Genomic DNA, 18,449 nt, shown 5'->3' on the forward strand with positions numbered 1-18,449 from the left:
GGGTTTAATCCCTTACATAAACGACTTCAACATCGTAGTCGTCTTCATTCCAATCGTCGTCATCGTCCATGCCGAATTTTTCTTGCCATTCTTCCTCGTTGCTCAGGGACGAATCCAAACCGGCCTCCAGACGCAGGACGGAGAGCAGGTGGTACATATCGTCAGGCATAGGCGCTTCAAAGGAAACGGTTTCGCCGGTTTTCGGGTGTACAAAGCTCAAGCGGTAGGCGTGCAGGGCTTGGCGTGCGCCGAGGGCTTTGATGGCTTCTTTAACTGCGTCGCTGCATGGATGGCGCAGGTTGCCGTAAACAGGGTCGGCGGCCAGCGGATGGTTGGCTTCGCGCATATGAACGCGGATTTGGTGCGTGCGGCCGGTTTCGAGCGAGCATTCGATGTAGCTGTGCGTCAGATAACGTTCCAACACTTTGACGTGGGTAATGGCAGGTTTGCCGCCGAATTTGACGACTGCCATTTTCAGGCGGTTGTGCGGATCGCGGCCGATTTGGGTTTCGATTTTGCCGTCAAAAGGAACGATGCCGTTGGCGACTGCGCGGTAAATGCGTTTGACTGTGCGCTCTTGCAGCTGTTGAACCAGTGAGTTTTGCGCCGGCAGGGTCTTGGCGATTACCATCAGGCCGCTGGTTTCTTTGTCCAAACGGTGTACGATGCCCGCACGCGGCACTTGGCTTAATTCGGGACAGTGCGCCAACAGGCCATTGAGCAGGGTGCCGCTCCAGTTGCCTGCGGCAGGATGAACGACCAATCCGGCCGGTTTGTTGATGACGATAACGGTATCGTCTTCATAAATAATGTCCAAATCCATAGGCTCGGGCGTGAACGCGAGGTTTTCTTCGCTCGGACGTACCGTAACGGCAATCAATTCACCGCCTATCATTTTATCTTTGGGTTGCGCGGGCTTATCGTTTACAATGACTGCACCCTCTTTAATCCACGAACTCAGGCGGCTGCGCGAGTAGTCGGGCATGAGTTTGGCCAATACGGCATCCAGCCTTCCGCCCGCCATTTCGAGCGGAACGGTCAAATTAACACAACTTTCTGTTTCAGGGGATGACGGAAAGTCTAAATCATCGCTATAATCGGCTTCGTTATCAAAGGAAGTATTCTGCATGAAAAAAATTCTTTTAGTAGTTTCTTTAGGTTTGGCACTGAGTGCCTGCGCAAATAAAGGCACAATCGATAAAGACGCCCAAATTACTCAAGATTGGAGTGTGGAAAAGCTTTATGCCGAAGCGCAAGACGAGTTGAACAGCAACAATTATACGCGAGCTGTCAAGTTATACGAAATTTTAGAATCCCGTTTTCCAAACGGCCGCTATGCCCAGCAGTCCCAGTTGGATACGGCGTATGCCTATTATAAAGACGATGAGCCAGAAAAAGCCTTGGCTGCCATTGCGCGCTTCCAACGCCATCATCCGCAACATCCGAATATGGACTACGCGCTGTACTTGAAAGGTTTGGTGCTTTTTAACGAAGACCAGTCTTTCTTGAACAAGCTGGCTTCTCAAGACTGGTCCGACCGCGACCCGAAAGCCAACCGCGATGCTTATCAGGCATTTGCCGAGCTGGTGCAACGTTACCCAAACAGCAAATACGCTGCCGATGCAACCGAGCGTATGGCCAAGCTGGTGGACGCTTTGGGTGGTAACGAGATATCTGTGGCACGTTATTACATGAAACGCGGTGCTTATGTCGCAGCGGCCAACCGTGCGCAAAAAATCGTCAGCCGTTACCAAAATACCCGTTACGTCGAAGAAGCTTTGGCGATGATGGAATTGGCGTACAAAAAACTGGACAAGCCGCAACTGGCTGCTGATACACGCCGTGTTTTGGAAACCAACTTCCCGCAAAGCCCGTTCTTGCAACACGAATGGCGATCTGACGATATGCCTTGGTGGCGTTACTGGCGCTAAGCGTCGGGTTGTTCAGGCATGAATAAGGCCGTCTGAAAATGATGCAGCTATGCATTTGGTTTTCAGACGGCCTTTGTTTTTAATGTTTTTTTACGTTCTCTGTAAACAGGGTGCAAAATTCGTTTTAATATGGTAAAGTCTGATTTTAATAACTCGACGGTTTGAAGCCGTTACTCAGGGGCTGTTTAAATTTAAAATCAGTTTTGTTGAAGCTGCATCGGATTTGCTGTTGATGCATTCAGGAAAATTTCAGTCGTCAGGCTGATTTGGTTTTAAATTTAATCAGCCCTTTATGTTTACAAAAAAACAGAGGTAGATTCTCATGAAGTCTTGGCAGCTTCCTGAACACGTCGCCGACGTGTTACCGACCAATGCCCGACAACTGGAAAGCGCCCGTGAGCGGCTATTGGCTTTGTTCCGCGTGCATGGTTATGAATTGGTGCAACCGCCATTGATGGAATACAGCCATTCCTTATTGACGCATATCGATGCCGGTTTGTCTTTGAAAACCATTTTGGTCGTCGATCAGCTCAGCGGTCGTCAGCTCGGTATCCGCGCGGATATTACGCCGCAGGTGGCGCGTATTGATGCCCACTTGCTTTCCGCCAATCAAGGTATCAACCGTTTATGCTATGCCGGTTCGGTGCTTCATGCGCGTCCTGACGGATTGCTCAATATGCGCGAGCCTTTGCAGGCGGGCGCGGAAATGTACGGCTTGGAAGGCATTGAAGCGGATATCGAATTGATTGATTTGATGCTGAAAAGTATGAAAATCGCCGACATGGGCGAAGTTTTGCTCTCGTTGGGACATATCGGCGTATTCCGTGCTTTAGCAAATGCCGCGCATTTGGATGAGCAGCAATCGGCAACCCTGCTGTCATCGATGCAGGACAAGGATGCCGAAGCCGTCAGCCAGTTGGTCAAAGAGTGGAAACTTGATGGCATGTGGGCAAAAGCGTTTTCATTGTTGCCCCGACTGTACGGTGGTCGTGAAGTGCTGACTGTGGCTAGAGAGAAATTACCGGAATTGTCCGCAGTCAGTGCGGCCTTGGATGAATTGCAGGCAGTATGCGATGCGTTCCCAAATCAAAAAGTGCATATCGATTTGTCGGAACTGCGCGTTGACAATTACCATACCGGTTTGCTTTACGCAGCTTATGGTTCAAACCGTCATGATGCTGTGGCACGAGGCGGCCGTTATGACGGATTGGGCGGATACTTCGGACGCGCGCGTCCTGCGGCCGGATTCAGTTTTGATTTGCGTAGCTTTATCGGCCGCCTTCCTGCTATTGGACGGGAATCCGTGGTAGCTGTCGATGTGAAAGACATGCCTGCGGCTCAAGAAGCGGTAGATGCTTTGCGCGAACAAGGACAATGTGTCGTTATCGATTACGGTATCGGCTATAACGGTTCGGAAGAGGTTACAGGCCGTCTGAAACAGGTAGACGGCGTTTGGAAAGTAATCGCTTTGAACGATTGAGTTTTATTTTGAAATTTTGTATCTGAAATAAGGTTAGATGGCTATGGCTAAAAATGTTGTCGTAATCGGTGCCCAATGGGGTGATGAAGGCAAAGGTAAGATTGTTGACTGGCTGGCGGAAGAAACCAGCGGTGTTGTACGTTTCCAAGGCGGCCATAATGCCGGCCATACTTTGGTCGTCGGTGGCAAAAAAACCATTTTGCGCCTGATTCCAAGCGGCATTTTGCATGAGACTTTGGACTGCTTTATCGGCTCAGGTGTCGTCGTTTCTCCTGAAGCATTGTTGGGTGAAATCGACGAATTGAACGCTGCCGGTGTGAAAAACGTCGAAGGCCGTCTAAAAATTGCGCCGACCTGCCCATTGATTCTGCCTTACCACATTGCGCTTGACCAAGCACGCGAAGCTTCCCGCGGTAAAAGTAAAATTGGTACAACCGGTCGCGGCATCGGCCCAGCCTATGAAGATAAAGTTGCCCGTCGTGCGATTCGCGTGGTGGACTTGTTGCACCCTGAAAAACTGGTTGAAAAACTGGAAGCCGTTTTGGCTTATTACAATGTTCAGTTGCAACACCTGCACAATGCCGAGCCGGTAAAAGTTGAAGACGTGATGGCGGTCATTGAAAAAGTTGCGCCGCGCATTACGCCGATGATTACCGATGTTTCCCGTGTGTTGAACGAGAAAAACCGCAAAGGCGAAAGCCTATTGTTTGAAGGTGCGCAAGGTACGTTGTTGGATATCGACTACGGTACTTATCCGTTTGTAACTTCCTCCAACTGTTTGGCTGGTGCCGCTTCTGCCGGTGCAGGCGTAGGTCCGCAAATGCTGGATTACGTTTTGGGTATCGTTAAAGCCTATACCACCCGTGTGGGTTCCGGCCCATTCCCGACTGAATTGTTTGACGAAGTGGGCGCAGGTTTGGCAGAGCGCGGCCATGAGTTCGGTTCTGTAACCGGTCGTGCGCGTCGTTGTGGCTGGTTTGACGCAGCTGCTCTGAAACGCTCTATTCAAGTTAACGGCATTTCCGGCATGTGCATTACCAAGCTGGACGTGATGGATAGTATTGAAAACATCAATATCTGTGTAGGTTATGAATTGCCTGATGGCAGCAAAACCGACATTCTGCCTTGCGGCTCCGATGCGGTAGAAACCTGCAAACCGATTTACGAAACCATGCCGGGTTGGAGCGAGTCGACTTTCGGTGTGAAAGAGTACGACAAGCTGCCTGAAAACGCTAAAGCTTATCTGAAACGTATTGAAGAAGTGTGCGGTGCGCATGTGGCTATTGTTTCAACCGGTCCTGACCGTGAAGAAACCATTGTTTTGCATCATCCGTTTGCTTAATTGATTAAGTGAATAAAAGTCCGTCTGAATTTTCAGACGGACTTTTATATGAAATACAATAAAAATTCAGCCCTGAAGGACATCTGTCTTCAGGGCTGAATTTTGTATTTTACGCTGTTTTTAAGTACGAATGTTTGGAAAGTGAGATGTAGTGCCAAGTAACAATTATTCTCATTGACGTAAATCAAGAAAAACCAAATCTGTAATTTTATTTCATAAAAACCCCTATAAATAAATGGGTATTGATGTTATCCTTTCAGAAAATTTACAGTCTATATTTTCAATAAAATTAGGAGCTTGATATGTCAAATGATGTTCAGCAACGTCCAGCCGCTTGGGAAGGTTTTGTCGGTGGCAACTGGGAAACCAACGTAGATGTCCGCGATTTTATTCAAAAAAACTACACGCCTTATGAAGGCGATGCCTCTTTCTTGGCACCAGCAACCGAAGCCACAACCAAGCTGTGGGCGGAAGTGATGGAAGGCATCAAGGTTGAAAACCGTACGCACGAACCGTATAAAATCGATGCGCAAATCGTCTCCGGTATTACCAGCCATGCTCCAGGCTATATCGACAAAAATTTGGAAACCATCGTCGGCCTGCAAACAGACGAGCCTTTGAAACGCTCTATCATGCCGTTTGGCGGTTTGAAAATGGTGCAAGACGCGTGCAAAGTGTACAACGTTGAATTGAATCCCGAAGTCAGCGAAATTTTCACCAAATACCGCAAAACCCACAACCAAGGCGTATTTGACGTTTATACGCCCGACATCCGCCGCTGCCGCAAATCAGGCGTGATTACCGGTCTGCCGGATGCTTATGGCCGTGGCCGTATTATCGGTGACTACCGTCGTGTTGCATTGTACGGTATCGATTTCTTGATGAAAGACAAACTCAACCAGTTCAATTCACTGCAAGCCGATTTGGAAAACGGTGTGGACTTGGAAGAAGTGATCCGCCGTCGTGAAGAAATCAACGAACAATACAAAGCCTTGGGTCAAATGAAAGAAATGGCGGCTTCTTACGGCTACGACATTTCCGGCCCTGCAAAAAATGCACAAGAAGCCATCCAATGGACTTACTTTGCCTACCTTGCCGCCGTTAAATCTCAAAACGGCGCAGCGATGTCCTTCGGCCGTGTGTCTTCATTCTTAGATATTTACATTGAACGCGACCTGAAAAACGGTGTGATTACCGAAACCCAAGCGCAAGAATTTATCGACCACTTGGTAATGAAACTGCGTATGGTCCGTTTCCTGCGTACGCCCGAATACGACCAACTCTTCTCCGGCGACCCGATTTGGGCAACCGAATCCATCGGCGGTATGGGCTTGGATGGCCGTACCTTGGTAACGCGCACCAACTTCCGCGTGCTGCATACCCTGTACAACATGGGTCCGTCTCCTGAGCCAAACATCACTGTATTGTGGTCAGAACAACTGCCGCAAGGCTTTAAAGAATTCTGCGCCAAAGTATCCATCGATACTTCGTCCATCCAATACGAAAACGACGATTTGATGCGCCCTGACTTCAATAGCGACGACTACGCCATTGCCTGCTGCGTCAGCCCGATGGTGGTCGGCAAACAAATGCAGTTCTTCGGCGCACGCGCCAACTTGGCTAAAACTCTGCTGTACGCAATCAATGGCGGCGTGGACGAGAAATCTAAAGAGCAAGTTGGTCCGAAAACCGAGCCGATTATGGACGAAGTTTTGGACTACGACACTGTCTTTGAGCGCATGGACAAATTCATGGATTGGTTGGCAACCCAATACGTTACCGCGCTGAACATTATTCACTACATGCACGACAAATACAGCTACGAAGCTGCATTGATGGCATTGCATGACCGTGATGTGAAACGTACGATGGCATGCGGTATCGCCGGTTTGTCTGTGGCTGCCGACTCATTGTCCGCCATTAAGTACGCCAAAGTGAAACCGATTCGTGACGAAAATGGCATTGCCGTTGACTTCGAAATCGAAGGCGAATACCCACAATTTGGTAACAACGACGACCGCGTTGACGATATCGCCTGCGATTTGGTTGAACGCTTCATGAAAAAAGTGGCAACCCACAAAACTTACCGCAACGCCACTCCGACTCAGTCCGTACTGACTATTACCTCCAACGTTGTTTACGGTAAGAAAACCGGTAATACTCCAGACGGCCGCCGTGCAGGCGCTCCGTTTGGTCCGGGTGCAAACCCAATGCACGGCCGTGACGTCAACGGTGCAGTCGCTTCATTGACTTCCGTAGCCAAACTGCCATTTGAGTTTGCCAAAGACGGTATTTCTTATACCTTCTCCATTATTCCTGGCGCGTTGGGTAAAGACGAGCATTCTCGCGAACGCAACCTTGCCGGTTTGATGGACGGTTATTTCCACCATGAAGACGGTATTTTGGAAGGCGGCCAACACTTGAACGTCAACGTATTGAATCGCGAGACTTTGGAAGATGCAATGCACAATCCGGAGAAATATCCTCAGTTGACCATTCGTGTGTCCGGTTATGCGGTTCGCTTCAACTCGTTGACCCGCGAACAACAGCTTGACGTGATTACCCGTACATTCACAGAAACCATGTAATCTTGGTGGCGAAACAAACCAGAAGCCAAATTTGCATTTGGTTTGTTTTGAAACAAAGCTCCGAGGCCGTCTGAAATGTTCAGACGGCCTTTATTATCGTACAATCCATATAAGCAAAAACATTTTTTGAGCCGAACACTATGTCCACGACTTTTGCCATTACCCCCGAGCCGGAACTGAAAGACCTTGGCCACCGTCACTATAACGGCAAAGGCATTATTCATTCGATTGAATCTTGCGGTGCTGTCGATGGTCCGGGTTTGCGCTACGTGCTCTTTTTGCAAGGTTGCCTGATGCGCTGCCTGTATTGCCATAATCGCGATACTTGGGATTTGCATACCGAGCAGGCGCAGGAATTGGATGTGGCAACCGTGATGAAGCAGGTCATGACCTATCGCCATTATTTGCGCGCGACAGGCGGAGGCGTAACGGCAACCGGCGGCGAGCCGTTATTGCAATATGAGTTTGTACGTGATTGGTTTACGGCCTGTCGGGAACACGATATCCATACCTGTCTAGACAGCAATGGCTATGCTTTGCACTATGATTCGATTTTGGATGATTTGCTCGATCATACCAATTTGGTCATGCTCGACTTAAAACAAATCGATCCTGAAATTCATAAAGTGCTTGTCGGTATTCCAAATACCAAAACGCTGAAATTCGCGCGCTATCTTGCTGAACGCAATCAGCCGACGCGTGTGCGTTATGTGGTTGTTCCCGGTTATACCGATGATGAGCGGTCAGCGCATTTATTGGGCGAGTTTATCGGTGATATGGATAATGTCGAAATGGTCGAGCTTTTGCCGTATCACGAATTGGGCGCACACAAATGGGCTTTGTGTGGCGACGAATACAAATTAAAAGGCGTACATCCGCCGCCTAAAGAAACCATTTTGAAAATCAAAGAAATATTAGAGAGCTACGGAAAAAATATTATTTATTAAAACAGAAAAAGGCCGTCTGAAACGAAATAATCAGTTTCAGACAGCCTTTTCATGATTGAAAAAAACTTAAGCGTTCAATGCGGCCAAAACCTTGGCGACAACTTCTGATACTGCAACGGCTTGAGCCTGATTGTCACGGCGCTCGGCATATTCGACATTGCCTTCTTTTAAGGCGCGATCGCCTATCACGATGCGGTGAGGAATACCCAACAGCTCGGAGTCATTCAACAATACGCCTGCACGTTCGTCGCGGTCATCCAACAATACATCTGCACCGGCAGCCAAAAGCTCGGCATAGATTTTGTCAGCGGCTTCGCGCACGGCGTCTGATTTTTTGTAGTTCATCGGCACGATAACGACTTCAAACGGCGCCATTGCTTTGGTCCAAACAATGCCTTTTTCGTCGTTGTTTTGTTCGATGGCGGCGGCCACAACGCGGGTAATACCAATACCGTAGCAGCCCATTTCCATGATTTGGGATTTGCCGTTATTGTCCAAGAAGCTGACATTCATGGCTTGGGTATATTTGTCGCGCAATTGGAAGACATGGCCGACTTCAATACCGCGAGCCAGTTTCAGACGGCCTTGTTCGTCAGGGCTGATATCGCCTTCGATGACATTGCGTAAATCGACAAATTCAGGCTCGGCAGCATCGCGGCCGAAGTTAAAGCCGGTATAGTGGTAGTTGTCTTCGTTTGCGCCGATAACCCAATCTGCGCCTTTTTCGGTAGCGAAATCCGCATAGACTTTACCTTTGAAGCCGACAGGGCCGAGAGAGCCGCCGTTTGCGCCGAACTGTTCAACAATCGCGGCAGGGCTTGCCATGGTCAGCGGTGATTTCACGCCAGCTAGTTTTTCTGCCTTAATATCGTTAAATTCATGGTCGCCACGCAACAGCAGCAGGACGAGTTCGCCTTCGTTTTCGCTTTCAACCACGATGGATTTGAGGGTTTGTTCAACCGGAATATTCAGGAATTCAACCAAAGACTCAATGGTTTTGACGTTTGGCGTATGTACTTTGGTCAACTCGACCTGAGCAGCGGCGCGTTCTCCTTTAAGCGGCAAGGTAGGTGCCAACTCGATATTGGCGGCGTAATCAGAAGTGTCGCTATATGCAATAACGTCTTCGCCGCTTTCGGCCAATACTTGGAATTCGTGAGAGCCGGTACCGCCGATGCTGCCGGTATCTGCAGCAACAGGACGGAATTCTAAACCCAAACGGGTGAAGATACGGCAATAAGCGTCGTACATATCTTGATAGGTCGTCTGAAGCGAGGCATAGTCGGCATGGAAGGAATAAGCATCTTTCATGACGAACTCGCGCGCACGCATCACACCGAAGCGCGGACGTACTTCATCGCGGAATTTGGTTTGGATGTGGTAAAAGTTTTTCGGCAGTTGTTTGTAGCTGTTGACTTCTTTGCGCACGATGTCGGCAATGACTTCTTCGCAAGTCGGACCCATACAGAAATCGCGGTCATGACGGTCTTTCAGGCGTAGCAGTTCTTTACCGTAAAACTCCCAGCGGCCGGATTCCTGCCACAGCTCGGCAGGTTGTACCACCGGCATCAGCAGCTCCACGCTACCTGCGCGGGCCATTTCTTCACGCACAATATTTTCAACTTTGCGCAATACACGCAGGCCCATCGGCATCCAAGTATAAAGACCGGATGCGTTGGCTTTGATCAAACCGGCACGAATCATCAGCTTGTGGCTGGCAAGGGCGGCTTCGGCAGGGGCTTCTTTAAGGGTAGAAATGAAGAACTGGGAGGCTTTCATGGCATATTTTTCTTTCTTAAAAATAAGTGCGTATTGTAACGCAAAATTTATGGCCGCGTGTCTTTTGAATGGCATCTGATGAAATCGGCCGTTGTTTTACGCAGCTTTTGATTCGGGGTGATTTTTAGGGATGTCAACCCTAATTTATGCACAAAGCCGCATAACCTTGTTTTACCTATAAATTTTCACTGTATGATTATAGTAAAATCTTATAAACATAACCACTTGATTTTATTATATTTTATTTGATTAAATTTTAGTCAATTTAAGACTTGGTTTGTTCCTAAAGAAAATTTTACGATTACCCAAAGCTTATCAACAGATTTATCCACAGAGATTGTGTATAGATTTTAAATGCTGTCGGCGTAATGATTTCGCATGATTGGCAAGCCTTGTTTAAAGCAGATTGGGTTGCCTTAAAAAGATGGGGCAACAACACGATGAGCAGGTTTTGCGCTAACATTCTGCTCATTGTTGTTTCCTTACAAGGAATAAAATGAAAAATTCAGAATTGCATTTGTTGGAACGCAGAAAGATGTTTAACGGGTATCAGGAACGGTACCGCCATTTTTCTCAAACCTGCCGGACGGATATGGTATTTGATGTCTATCTGCCGCCACAAGTCTTAAAAGGCTATCCCGCGCCTGTTTTATATTTTCTTTCCGGCTTAAATAGTGATGGTTCTGAATTGGTTCAACAAAGCGGGATCCAACGTTTTGCGGCGCAATGGAATATTATCGTGGTTTTCCCGGATACCTCGCCACGCGGTCGGCATGTTGCCGACAGTGAAGAGCATTATCTTGGACAGGGCGCCGGATTTTATGTTAATGCAACTGAAGCACCTTGGGCGCAGCATTATCAAATGGAAAGCTATATCAGCGAAGAATTGCCTGATTTGATCGAGCATCATTTTCCGGTAACGCAAGAGCGAAGCATTGCAGGTTTCAGCATGGGTGGGCATGGCGCGCTGCATTTGGCTTTGAAGCATCCTGGCCGATATGCTGCGGTTTCTGCCTTTGCGCCTTTATGTCATCCTATCGATACGGAAGGCGGCAGGCAGGCGTTTTCAGCTTATTTGGGTCAAAACGTGGAAACATGGAAACGCTATGACAGTACAGAACTGCTTCAGACGGCCTCGCATAAATTGCCTGTTTTGATTGATGTCGGCAGTGAAGATGCTTTGTATCCTGAAGTCCTGCAACCGGAAGGGTTCGTCCGCTCAGCGCGTGAAAAAGGTTTTAATATCCAATATAAAGTACGCCCGGGCTATGGGCATGACTATTTCTTTATTGCCAGTTTTATCGATTCGCATATTGAGTTTCACGCTCAGGCATTAGGGCTTTAAACTATATTAAATAAAAGGCCGTCTGAAATCCGATTAATGGTCGGATTTCAGACGGCCTTTATTTGGTCTTTTTTGATCTTTAATTTCAAACAGACTTATTCCTCAGGACGTTCGCCGTCGGTATCGTCCAATTTGCCTTCGGTAATATCAACATTGATACCGACTGCCGCACGGATTTTGGCATCGATTTCGTTGGCAACATCAGGATTTTCTTTCAACCAAACGCGTACATTATCTTTACCTTGGCCGATTTTTGCGCCGTTGTAGCTGTACCATGCACCTGATTTTTCAACGATGTCATGTTTGACGCCCAAGTCGATCAATTCACCTTCCCAGCTGATGCCTTCACCGTAAAGAATATCGAATTCGGCTTGACGGAATGGAGGCGCAACTTTGTTTTTGATGACTTTGACTTTGGTTTCGTTACCAATGACGTCATCGCCTTTTTTAATCTGACCGGTACGGCGGATATCGAGGCGGACAGAGGCGTAGAATTTGAGCGCGTTACCGCCGGTCGTGGTTTCAGGGCTGCCGAACATCACGCCGATTTTCATACGGATTTGGTTAATGAAAACAACCAATGTATTAGTGCGTTTGATGTGACCGGTCAGTTTGCGCAAGGCTTGGCTCATCAGGCGGGCTTGCAGGCCGACGTGGCTGTCGCCCATTTCGCCTTCGATCTCGGCTTTAGGCACAAGTGCCGCTACGGAGTCGACAACGACCATATCGATACCGCCGGAGCGTACTAATGTATCGCAGATTTCCAATGCCTGTTCGCCGGTATCCGGCTGGGAGAGATAGAGTTCTTCGACTTTTACGCCGAGTTTGCGGGCGTAAATCGGGTCAAAAGCATGCTCGGCATCGATGAATGCGCAGATGCCGCCATTTTTTTGGCATTGGGCAATGGCTTCGAGACAGAGTGTGGTTTTACCGGAGGATTCCGGGCCGAAAATTTCAACCACACGGCCGCGGGGCAGACCGCCAACGCCGAGTGCCAAGTCCACGCCTAGGGAGCCGGTGGAAATAACATCAAGGTTTTCTTCCTGTTGGCTGCCGTCCATTTTCATGATGGAGCCTTTGCCGAAGTTTTTTTCGATTTGGGCAAGGGCGGCGGCTAAGGCTTTGCTTTTTTCGTCTGACATGTTTTCTCTCCGAAAGGAAATATGAATAGCTAAGAATTTATTTAGCTATTATCGCATAAATTAAGAAAAAGTATAGTTTTATTTTTATTTTTCAGATGGCCTGTGTTTTTTGTATGCAACAGGCCGTCTGAAACTTTGAATAATCAATTAGTTGGTCAATGATGCGAAAACTTGGAAATAGTCGGGGAAAGTTTTATGCGTACATTTCGGGTCGTTGATGATGACGGGGACGCCCAAAAGCGAAGCCAGCGAGAAACACATGGCCATGCGGTGGTCGTCGTAAGTATCGATGACGGCATCGGGGGTAAGTGTTTCGGGCGGCGTGATATGGATGGCTTCGGCTTCTTCAACGACTTCAGCCCCCAGTTTGCGCAGCTCGGTTGCCATGGCGGCGATACGGTCGGTTTCTTTGACGCGCCATGAGCCGATATTGCGCAGGGTGCAGGGTTGTTTGGTGGCCAGTGCGACGATAGCCAGAGTCATGGCCGCGTCAGGGATATGGTTGGCATCCAAATCAAAAGCCTGAATCTTGCGCTCGGCAGGACGGGAAATTTCTACAAAATTTTCGCCCCAAATGACATCCGCACCGATTTTCTCCAGTTCGCGGGCGAAGGCAACGTCGCCTTGAATGCTGTGTGCGCCGATACCGGTTACGCGGATGGGTGTACCGGCAATCAGGCCTGCACCCAAGAAATAAGACGCGCTGGATGCATCGCCTTCTACATATAAATGTTCGGGCGCATGATATTTGGCACCGGCCGGGATTTTAAATACACGGTAGTCTTCATTGATGATGTTCACACCGAACTGCGCCATCAGCTTGAGCGTGATGTCGATATAAGGCTTGGAAATCAACTCGCCTACCATGTGGATTTCAAATGCTTGTCCGGTCAACGGCAAAGCCATAAGCAGGGCGGTCAGGAATTGGCTGGAAACATTGCCTTTGATCGGAATAACACGCTCGCCGTTGTCTTGGCGTTTGCCGATCTGAAGCGGAGGATAGTTTTCATTGCCTAGATATTGTACGTCCGCGCCGGCAATGCGCAGCGCGTCGACCAAATCGCCGATAGGGCGTTCGTGCATACGCGGTATGCCGTGCAGATGATAGTCGCCACCCAAAACGGCAAGCGCGGCAGTCAAGGGGCGGAATGCCGTACCGGCGTTGCCTAAAAACAAATCAGCGATTTGGTTGGGAAAGCGGCCGCCGGTGCCATGAACTTTCAGACGGCCTTCAGGTAAAGATTCAATTTGCACGCCGAGTTTGTCGAGTGCTTCAAGCATTCGGTCGGTATCGTCGGATTTGAGCAAAGAATGGATTTCGCAAACGTTGTCGGAGAGTGCTGCCAAGAGCAGCGTGCGGTTGCTGATGCTTTTGGAACCGGGCAGGGCAACGGTGGAGGGCTTGAGTGTGGAAGCGGGCAGGCGGATGGATTCGGTCATTGGTTAGGATTTCAAATTGTAGACAAAACGATATTATACGCAGGCAAAGGCCGTCTGAAAAATGGAAGTGGCGTTGTAGGAAAGAAAAACCGGACTCTTTTTGAAAGTCCGGCTTTGGGATGCTCAATATTTTAATGGTTAACCTAAAATATGCATTAACTGGTCAATGTTGAACGTACCTTTGTCAAAGCGGAATTCGCTGACTGAGGGAATTTTTTTACCTTGGGCGTTGGTATGGATGTCGGCATATTGGTGGTCGATGGTGATGAGGTCATTGTGATTGTTTTCGCCACGAATGGTGATGTTCCAAGTCGTGCCATCCTTTTCGTTGACTGTTTCGAGTGACAGATCCGAGAGGGAGATGCCTGCGCCGAATTGGATGGCGTTTGCGCCGTGATGGTCGAAAATGGTGTCATGGCCTTCGCCGCGATTGAATACATAGGTATCGTTACCGGCTACGCCGTGCAATATATCGTCCCCTAAGCCGCCGAACAGTGTGTCGTTGCCTGCGCCGCCGTGAAGGATGTCGTTACCTGCTTCGCCCAACATAGTATCGTTACCGGCGCCGCCATACAGCGTGTCGTTGTCTAAACCGCCGTTCAGATGGTCATTGCCACCGCCTCCGTAGAGAATATCGCTGCCGGCATCGCCGTTGATGACGTCGTCGCCGGTGCCGCCGGACAATTTGTCATTGCCGCTGCCGCCGTGAATCTCATCATTGCCCCGGTTGCCGTAGATGATGTCTTCGCTTTCAGTACCTTTGATATGGTCGTCGGCGTGGGTACCGTTGAATGTGGTTTTGCCGTCGGCAAAGGTTTGGCTGAGGCTTGCCTGCCCTAAATTGCTGACATAAAGCATATCCCAGACATCCAGGCTCGGTACGGTGACTTCCAGTGCCACCGGTTTGCCGTTTTCATAGATGACGGAAGATTTCAATGTGTGCATGGATATATCGTCTGAGTCGGGGGAAGCCAGTTGTACGATGGCCTGCTCGGCCTGTTCTGCGCTGATTTCCATATCAAACGGGATTCTGACTTTAGGGTTGTCGAGTTTCAGCGTGTGGTGGTAGGAGCTGTTCCAATTGGTGTCTTTGTCGAGGCCTGCGAGATTGATTAATTGGACAACTCGGCCGCCGTCTGCGGTGGCTTTTGTCCATGTATAAACTTTGCCTCCTTCGCCTGAGGTGGAAGTCATGTCATAGCCGTCAGATGCTACGATGTAGGCATGACTGTCTTTGAGTTCAACCAAGCCTTCGCCGCGAAGCAGCTCCTCATAGGCGGTAATGAATTGTTGATAGTTAAATTCTGATTTGGCCAGGATTTCGTTGGTTTTGAGCGTTTGAGCGGGATAGTATGAATCTTGCAAAATACCAAAACCATGTGCATTTTTATCTGGTAGGTTGTTTAATGCGGCAACAGTCATGTGGTAGCCGCCACTCGCTGCGATAACGGCATCGACCAGCAATTCGTTGTCCGGATTGAGTTCGGAAGAATGATCTTCTGGCTGGGTATCTTTTTGAGTATAGGCGGCAATAATCGGGGAAACGTGATTGTAATCGTACAGACGACCTACCAAGCGTTTAAGTTCGGCATAGTTGTGGTTTTCATAATGGGTATTTCCGGCTGTATCTTTAAAATCGCGCGGCCAGATTTCTGAGTAAGGAACATCCATGCCGGTGGTGGATAAGACATCGGCCCTGCCTGTGCTGATGTCGTTGATTATATAAGTTTGACCGTAATCGTGTAACTTTTCCGCAGCCGCGGCTGACAAATCGTCATAACCGTCAGACATTCTGAAGTTTTCAGTCTTTTGGCCGTTTTGTATTTTGTAAACGAGGTTATCACCCATGGTGTCGGCCTGCCAGCCGTCAAAGCCGCCTGTTTTCAGGGCTTTGATCATGGTGTTGACGATATAGTTTTGCCAGCTTTTGTCGGCAGGATCGACGAATTGTTGTACGGATGTTTTGGTCTCTGTACCGGCTTTGCCGAAGTTGGAATGCTCTTGGGCATTGTAGAGTTTGACATTATTTAAAATTTCTTTGATGGCCGGGTTATCGAGTTCGTCATTGGAGGCGGCGTTAAGCATGTTGTAGAGCATGGCACTGCCGCCTTTTTCGTGAATTTTATTCACGAGGTTTTTAATCAGCAGGGTATCGATTTGGGGAGGGTTGGGTTGGCCGTTTCTGACAGCCCAAGTCGCCCATTCTTGCTTGAAGCTGTTTACGTTTGGAAATGGATTGGAGGTTGTGTCGTACACATCATAGAAGAAATAATTGTTGATGTGCATTTGTGCCAGCTGCTCGATATTGTTTCGATAGCCTGCGAGCTGATCATTGGTCATGGAGTTGTTTTGTTCTGCCGAATTATCATTAGACCCTGCCACTACGCCATAGCGGGGAAAAATGGTCCAGTCGTCTTCGACAGACAATCCCAGTGTTTTGCTGGTGTGGTTGCCGGTGCTGTCAACGGTTTCTACTTTGACGACGTAGCCTGAATTGGGTGAAAAAATATCGGAAGAGAGTTTGACGGTGGTTGAGTTCAGATGATCCAATTTTTGGATTTCCGTACCCAAATGGCTGACGGTAACAGAGGTGATTTTGTCTGTCTCATTGGAGATATTCAGAATAACATCATCGCCGTTGGTATAGGCTGCCTTGTTAAAGAGAATAGTCGGCAAAGGGGCTGTTTTTGCTTCAGTTGTCATGCTGTATATTCGCTTCTAAATATTATATTTTGAAATTACCTTAACAAATTAATATCACTTAAGTTGTTGATATGGATAATTGTTAAGACTTTTTAGTAGGAAGAGCAGAAAATAAGTTCCTCGTTCGATAGTAAATATCTAAAATAATTCGGTTTGTGATTGAAATTCAAAAATGCTGTCTGAATGTTTTGTTATTCAAAAGACGGTTTTTGCAGGCATATAACCAAACACCATAAGAAAATCAGAAACCATTCTTTCCTATTTTTTCAGACGGCCTTTAATATCGGCGGACAATCATTGATAAAGTAAGAGCACGACTATGAGCCATTATCCTTTGTTTGCCGATTTGAGAAACCGTCCTGTTTTACTGGCAGGCGCGGGCAAGGTTGCCGAACGCAAGGCGGAAAGCCTGTTATCTGCCGGAGCGCGCGTGCGCGTTGTTGCGGAAACTTTGAATCCGCAGTTTCAGCAATGGGCGGACGAAGGGAAAATAGTTTGGCTGGGCGGCTTGTTTGAAGAAGCCATGCTGGATGAGGTGTATTTCGTTATTGCGGCGACGGATAATGGCCTGTTTAACCGCCGTGTTTTTGAAGCGGCGGAACGACGGGCGAAATTGTGCAATACGGTGGATACGGCGGACTTGTGTTCGTTTACCGTGCCTGCCGTGGTGGATAGGGGGGCATTGAAGATAGCTATATCCAGTGGCGGTACTGCGCCTGTATTGGCGCGTAAATGGCGGCAGATTATTGAAACATTGATTCCGCTGCATACGGGCACGATGGCGCGTATTGCCGGTAAATGGCGCGAAAAGGTTAAACAGACTATTCATCATGTCGAACGACGCCGTTATTTTTGGGAAAAGTTGTTCGACAGCCGTTTCAGTATTTTTGCGGCTCAAAACAATATCGAAGCGGCAGAGCGTGAATTGATCACGCAGTTAAACCGGGAAACGCCGTTTGGCGGCGAAGTGGTTTTGGTGGGCGCAGGGCCGGGAGATCCGGGCTTGCTGACCATACATGCTTTGCAGGCGATTCAGGCTGCGGATACCGTGTTTTACGATGCTTTGGTGTCGGATGAGATTTTGGCGATGGTACGCAAAGATGCGGTGAAAATCAGCGTGGGCAAACGCGCCGGTGCGCACCATGTTCAGCAGGAAGAAACCAACCGTCTTTTGGTTGAACACGCTCAAAAAGGCGAGCGCGTAGTGAGGTTGAAAGGCGGCGATCCTTTTGTATTCGGGCGCGGCGGGGAGGAAGTGCAAACCCTGCATCAGGCTGGAATCACCTACCGCATTGTGCCGGGCATTACTGCTGCGCTTGGAGCTACTGCTTATGCCGGTATTCCGTTGACCCATCGCGATTGTGCCCAAAGTGCTTTATTTGTAACCGGCCACAGCAAACATGAGGGCAATCAGCCCGATTGGCAGACTTTGGCTTTAAGCCGCCAAACGCTGGTAATCTATATGGGTACGCTTAAAGCGGCTGAAATTGCGGAAAAACTGATGGCTTATGGCAGACAGCCTTCTACACCTGTTGCCGTGATTTCCAATGGGACTTTACCCAATCAAACCGTGCGAACAGGCCGTCTGAAAGATTTGGGCTTGCTGGCTGCCGAAGCAGAGCGTCCTGCTTTAATGGTAATTGGCGAAGTGGTTGCCCTGCGCGATGAGATGAAATGGTTTGGGGAATTTGTCGAATGCTATGAAGAAGCTGCGTAAAGAGGATTGATCAAACAAGGCCGTCTGAATATTGG

The 18,449-nt window shown here is 48.6% G+C and carries 12 protein-coding genes; 7 read left to right on the forward strand and 5 right to left on the reverse strand.

The features are described from left to right. Positions 1-4 precede the first annotated feature (4 nt). Positions 5-1,129 carry a 23S rRNA pseudouridine(1911/1915/1917) synthase RluD gene (gene rluD, locus HMPREF3022_RS01130; RefSeq protein WP_070765018.1) on the reverse strand — a complete coding sequence of 375 codons (1,125 nt, stop codon included), beginning with the start codon at positions 1,127-1,129 and terminating at the stop codon, positions 5-7. Between rluD and HMPREF3022_RS01135 the strand changes: the two genes are divergently transcribed. From HMPREF3022_RS01135 to pflA, 5 genes are all read left to right on the forward strand, one after another. Beyond that, positions 1,128-1,931 (forward strand): outer membrane protein assembly factor BamD, encoded by an 804-nt coding sequence (locus HMPREF3022_RS01135; RefSeq protein WP_003680807.1) that lies wholly within the window; start codon positions 1,128-1,130, stop codon positions 1,929-1,931. The genes rluD and HMPREF3022_RS01135 overlap by 2 nt on opposite strands. A gap of 322 nt (positions 1,932-2,253) precedes the next feature. Next, entirely contained in the window at positions 2,254-3,411 is a 1,158-nt protein-coding gene (locus tag HMPREF3022_RS01140) for an ATP phosphoribosyltransferase regulatory subunit (RefSeq protein WP_049332557.1), read from the forward strand. A gap of 43 nt (positions 3,412-3,454) precedes the next feature. Continuing rightward, entirely contained in the window at positions 3,455-4,753 is a 1,299-nt protein-coding gene (locus HMPREF3022_RS01145) for an adenylosuccinate synthase (RefSeq protein ID WP_070765019.1), read from the forward strand. Between the two features lie 302 nt (positions 4,754-5,055). After that, entirely contained in the window at positions 5,056-7,341 is a 2,286-nt protein-coding gene (pflB, locus tag HMPREF3022_RS01150; RefSeq protein ID WP_049332561.1) for a formate C-acetyltransferase, read from the forward strand. Positions 7,342-7,481: 140 nt separating this feature from the next. Then, complete coding sequence (gene pflA, locus HMPREF3022_RS01155; protein WP_039864035.1) at positions 7,482-8,288, forward strand: pyruvate formate lyase 1-activating protein; 807 nt, start codon at positions 7,482-7,484, stop codon at positions 8,286-8,288. Between the two features lie 66 nt (positions 8,289-8,354). Here pflA and HMPREF3022_RS01160 read toward each other — a convergent pair whose 3' ends face one another. Beyond that, positions 8,355-10,067 carry a proline--tRNA ligase gene (locus tag HMPREF3022_RS01160; protein ID WP_049332591.1) on the reverse strand — a complete coding sequence of 571 codons (1,713 nt, stop codon included), beginning with the start codon at positions 10,065-10,067 and terminating at the stop codon, positions 8,355-8,357. Positions 10,068-10,563: 496 nt separating this feature from the next. Between HMPREF3022_RS01160 and fghA the strand changes: the two genes are divergently transcribed. Next, positions 10,564-11,412 (forward strand): S-formylglutathione hydrolase, encoded by an 849-nt coding sequence (fghA, locus tag HMPREF3022_RS01165; protein ID WP_070765020.1) that lies wholly within the window; start codon positions 10,564-10,566, stop codon positions 11,410-11,412. 95 nt (positions 11,413-11,507) lie between these two features. Here fghA and recA read toward each other — a convergent pair whose 3' ends face one another. From recA to HMPREF3022_RS01180, 3 genes are all read right to left on the reverse strand, one after another. After that, positions 11,508-12,554 carry a recombinase RecA gene (gene recA, locus HMPREF3022_RS01170; RefSeq protein WP_049322198.1) on the reverse strand — a complete coding sequence of 349 codons (1,047 nt, stop codon included), beginning with the start codon at positions 12,552-12,554 and terminating at the stop codon, positions 11,508-11,510. A gap of 147 nt (positions 12,555-12,701) precedes the next feature. Continuing rightward, the gene (gene aroA / locus HMPREF3022_RS01175; protein WP_070765021.1) at positions 12,702-13,994 is read right to left on the reverse strand and encodes a 3-phosphoshikimate 1-carboxyvinyltransferase; all 1,293 of its coding nucleotides are present in this window, start codon (positions 13,992-13,994) and stop codon (positions 12,702-12,704) included. 138 nt (positions 13,995-14,132) lie between these two features. Continuing rightward, positions 14,133-16,697, reverse strand: a complete 2,565-nt coding sequence (locus tag HMPREF3022_RS01180; protein ID WP_049332570.1) for a glycoside hydrolase family 66 protein — start codon at positions 16,695-16,697, stop codon at positions 14,133-14,135. Between the two features lie 319 nt (positions 16,698-17,016). On the opposite strand from HMPREF3022_RS01180, the gene cysG reads away from it, so the two are divergent. Beyond that, positions 17,017-18,414 (forward strand): siroheme synthase CysG, encoded by a 1,398-nt coding sequence (cysG, locus tag HMPREF3022_RS01185; RefSeq protein ID WP_049332572.1) that lies wholly within the window; start codon positions 17,017-17,019, stop codon positions 18,412-18,414. Positions 18,415-18,449: the final 35 nt, after the last annotated feature.

The sequence above is a fragment of the Neisseria sp. HMSC065C04 genome, from assembly GCF_001815375.1.
In the GTDB taxonomy this organism is placed as follows: Bacteria; Pseudomonadota; Gammaproteobacteria; order Burkholderiales; family Neisseriaceae; genus Neisseria; species Neisseria flavescens_D.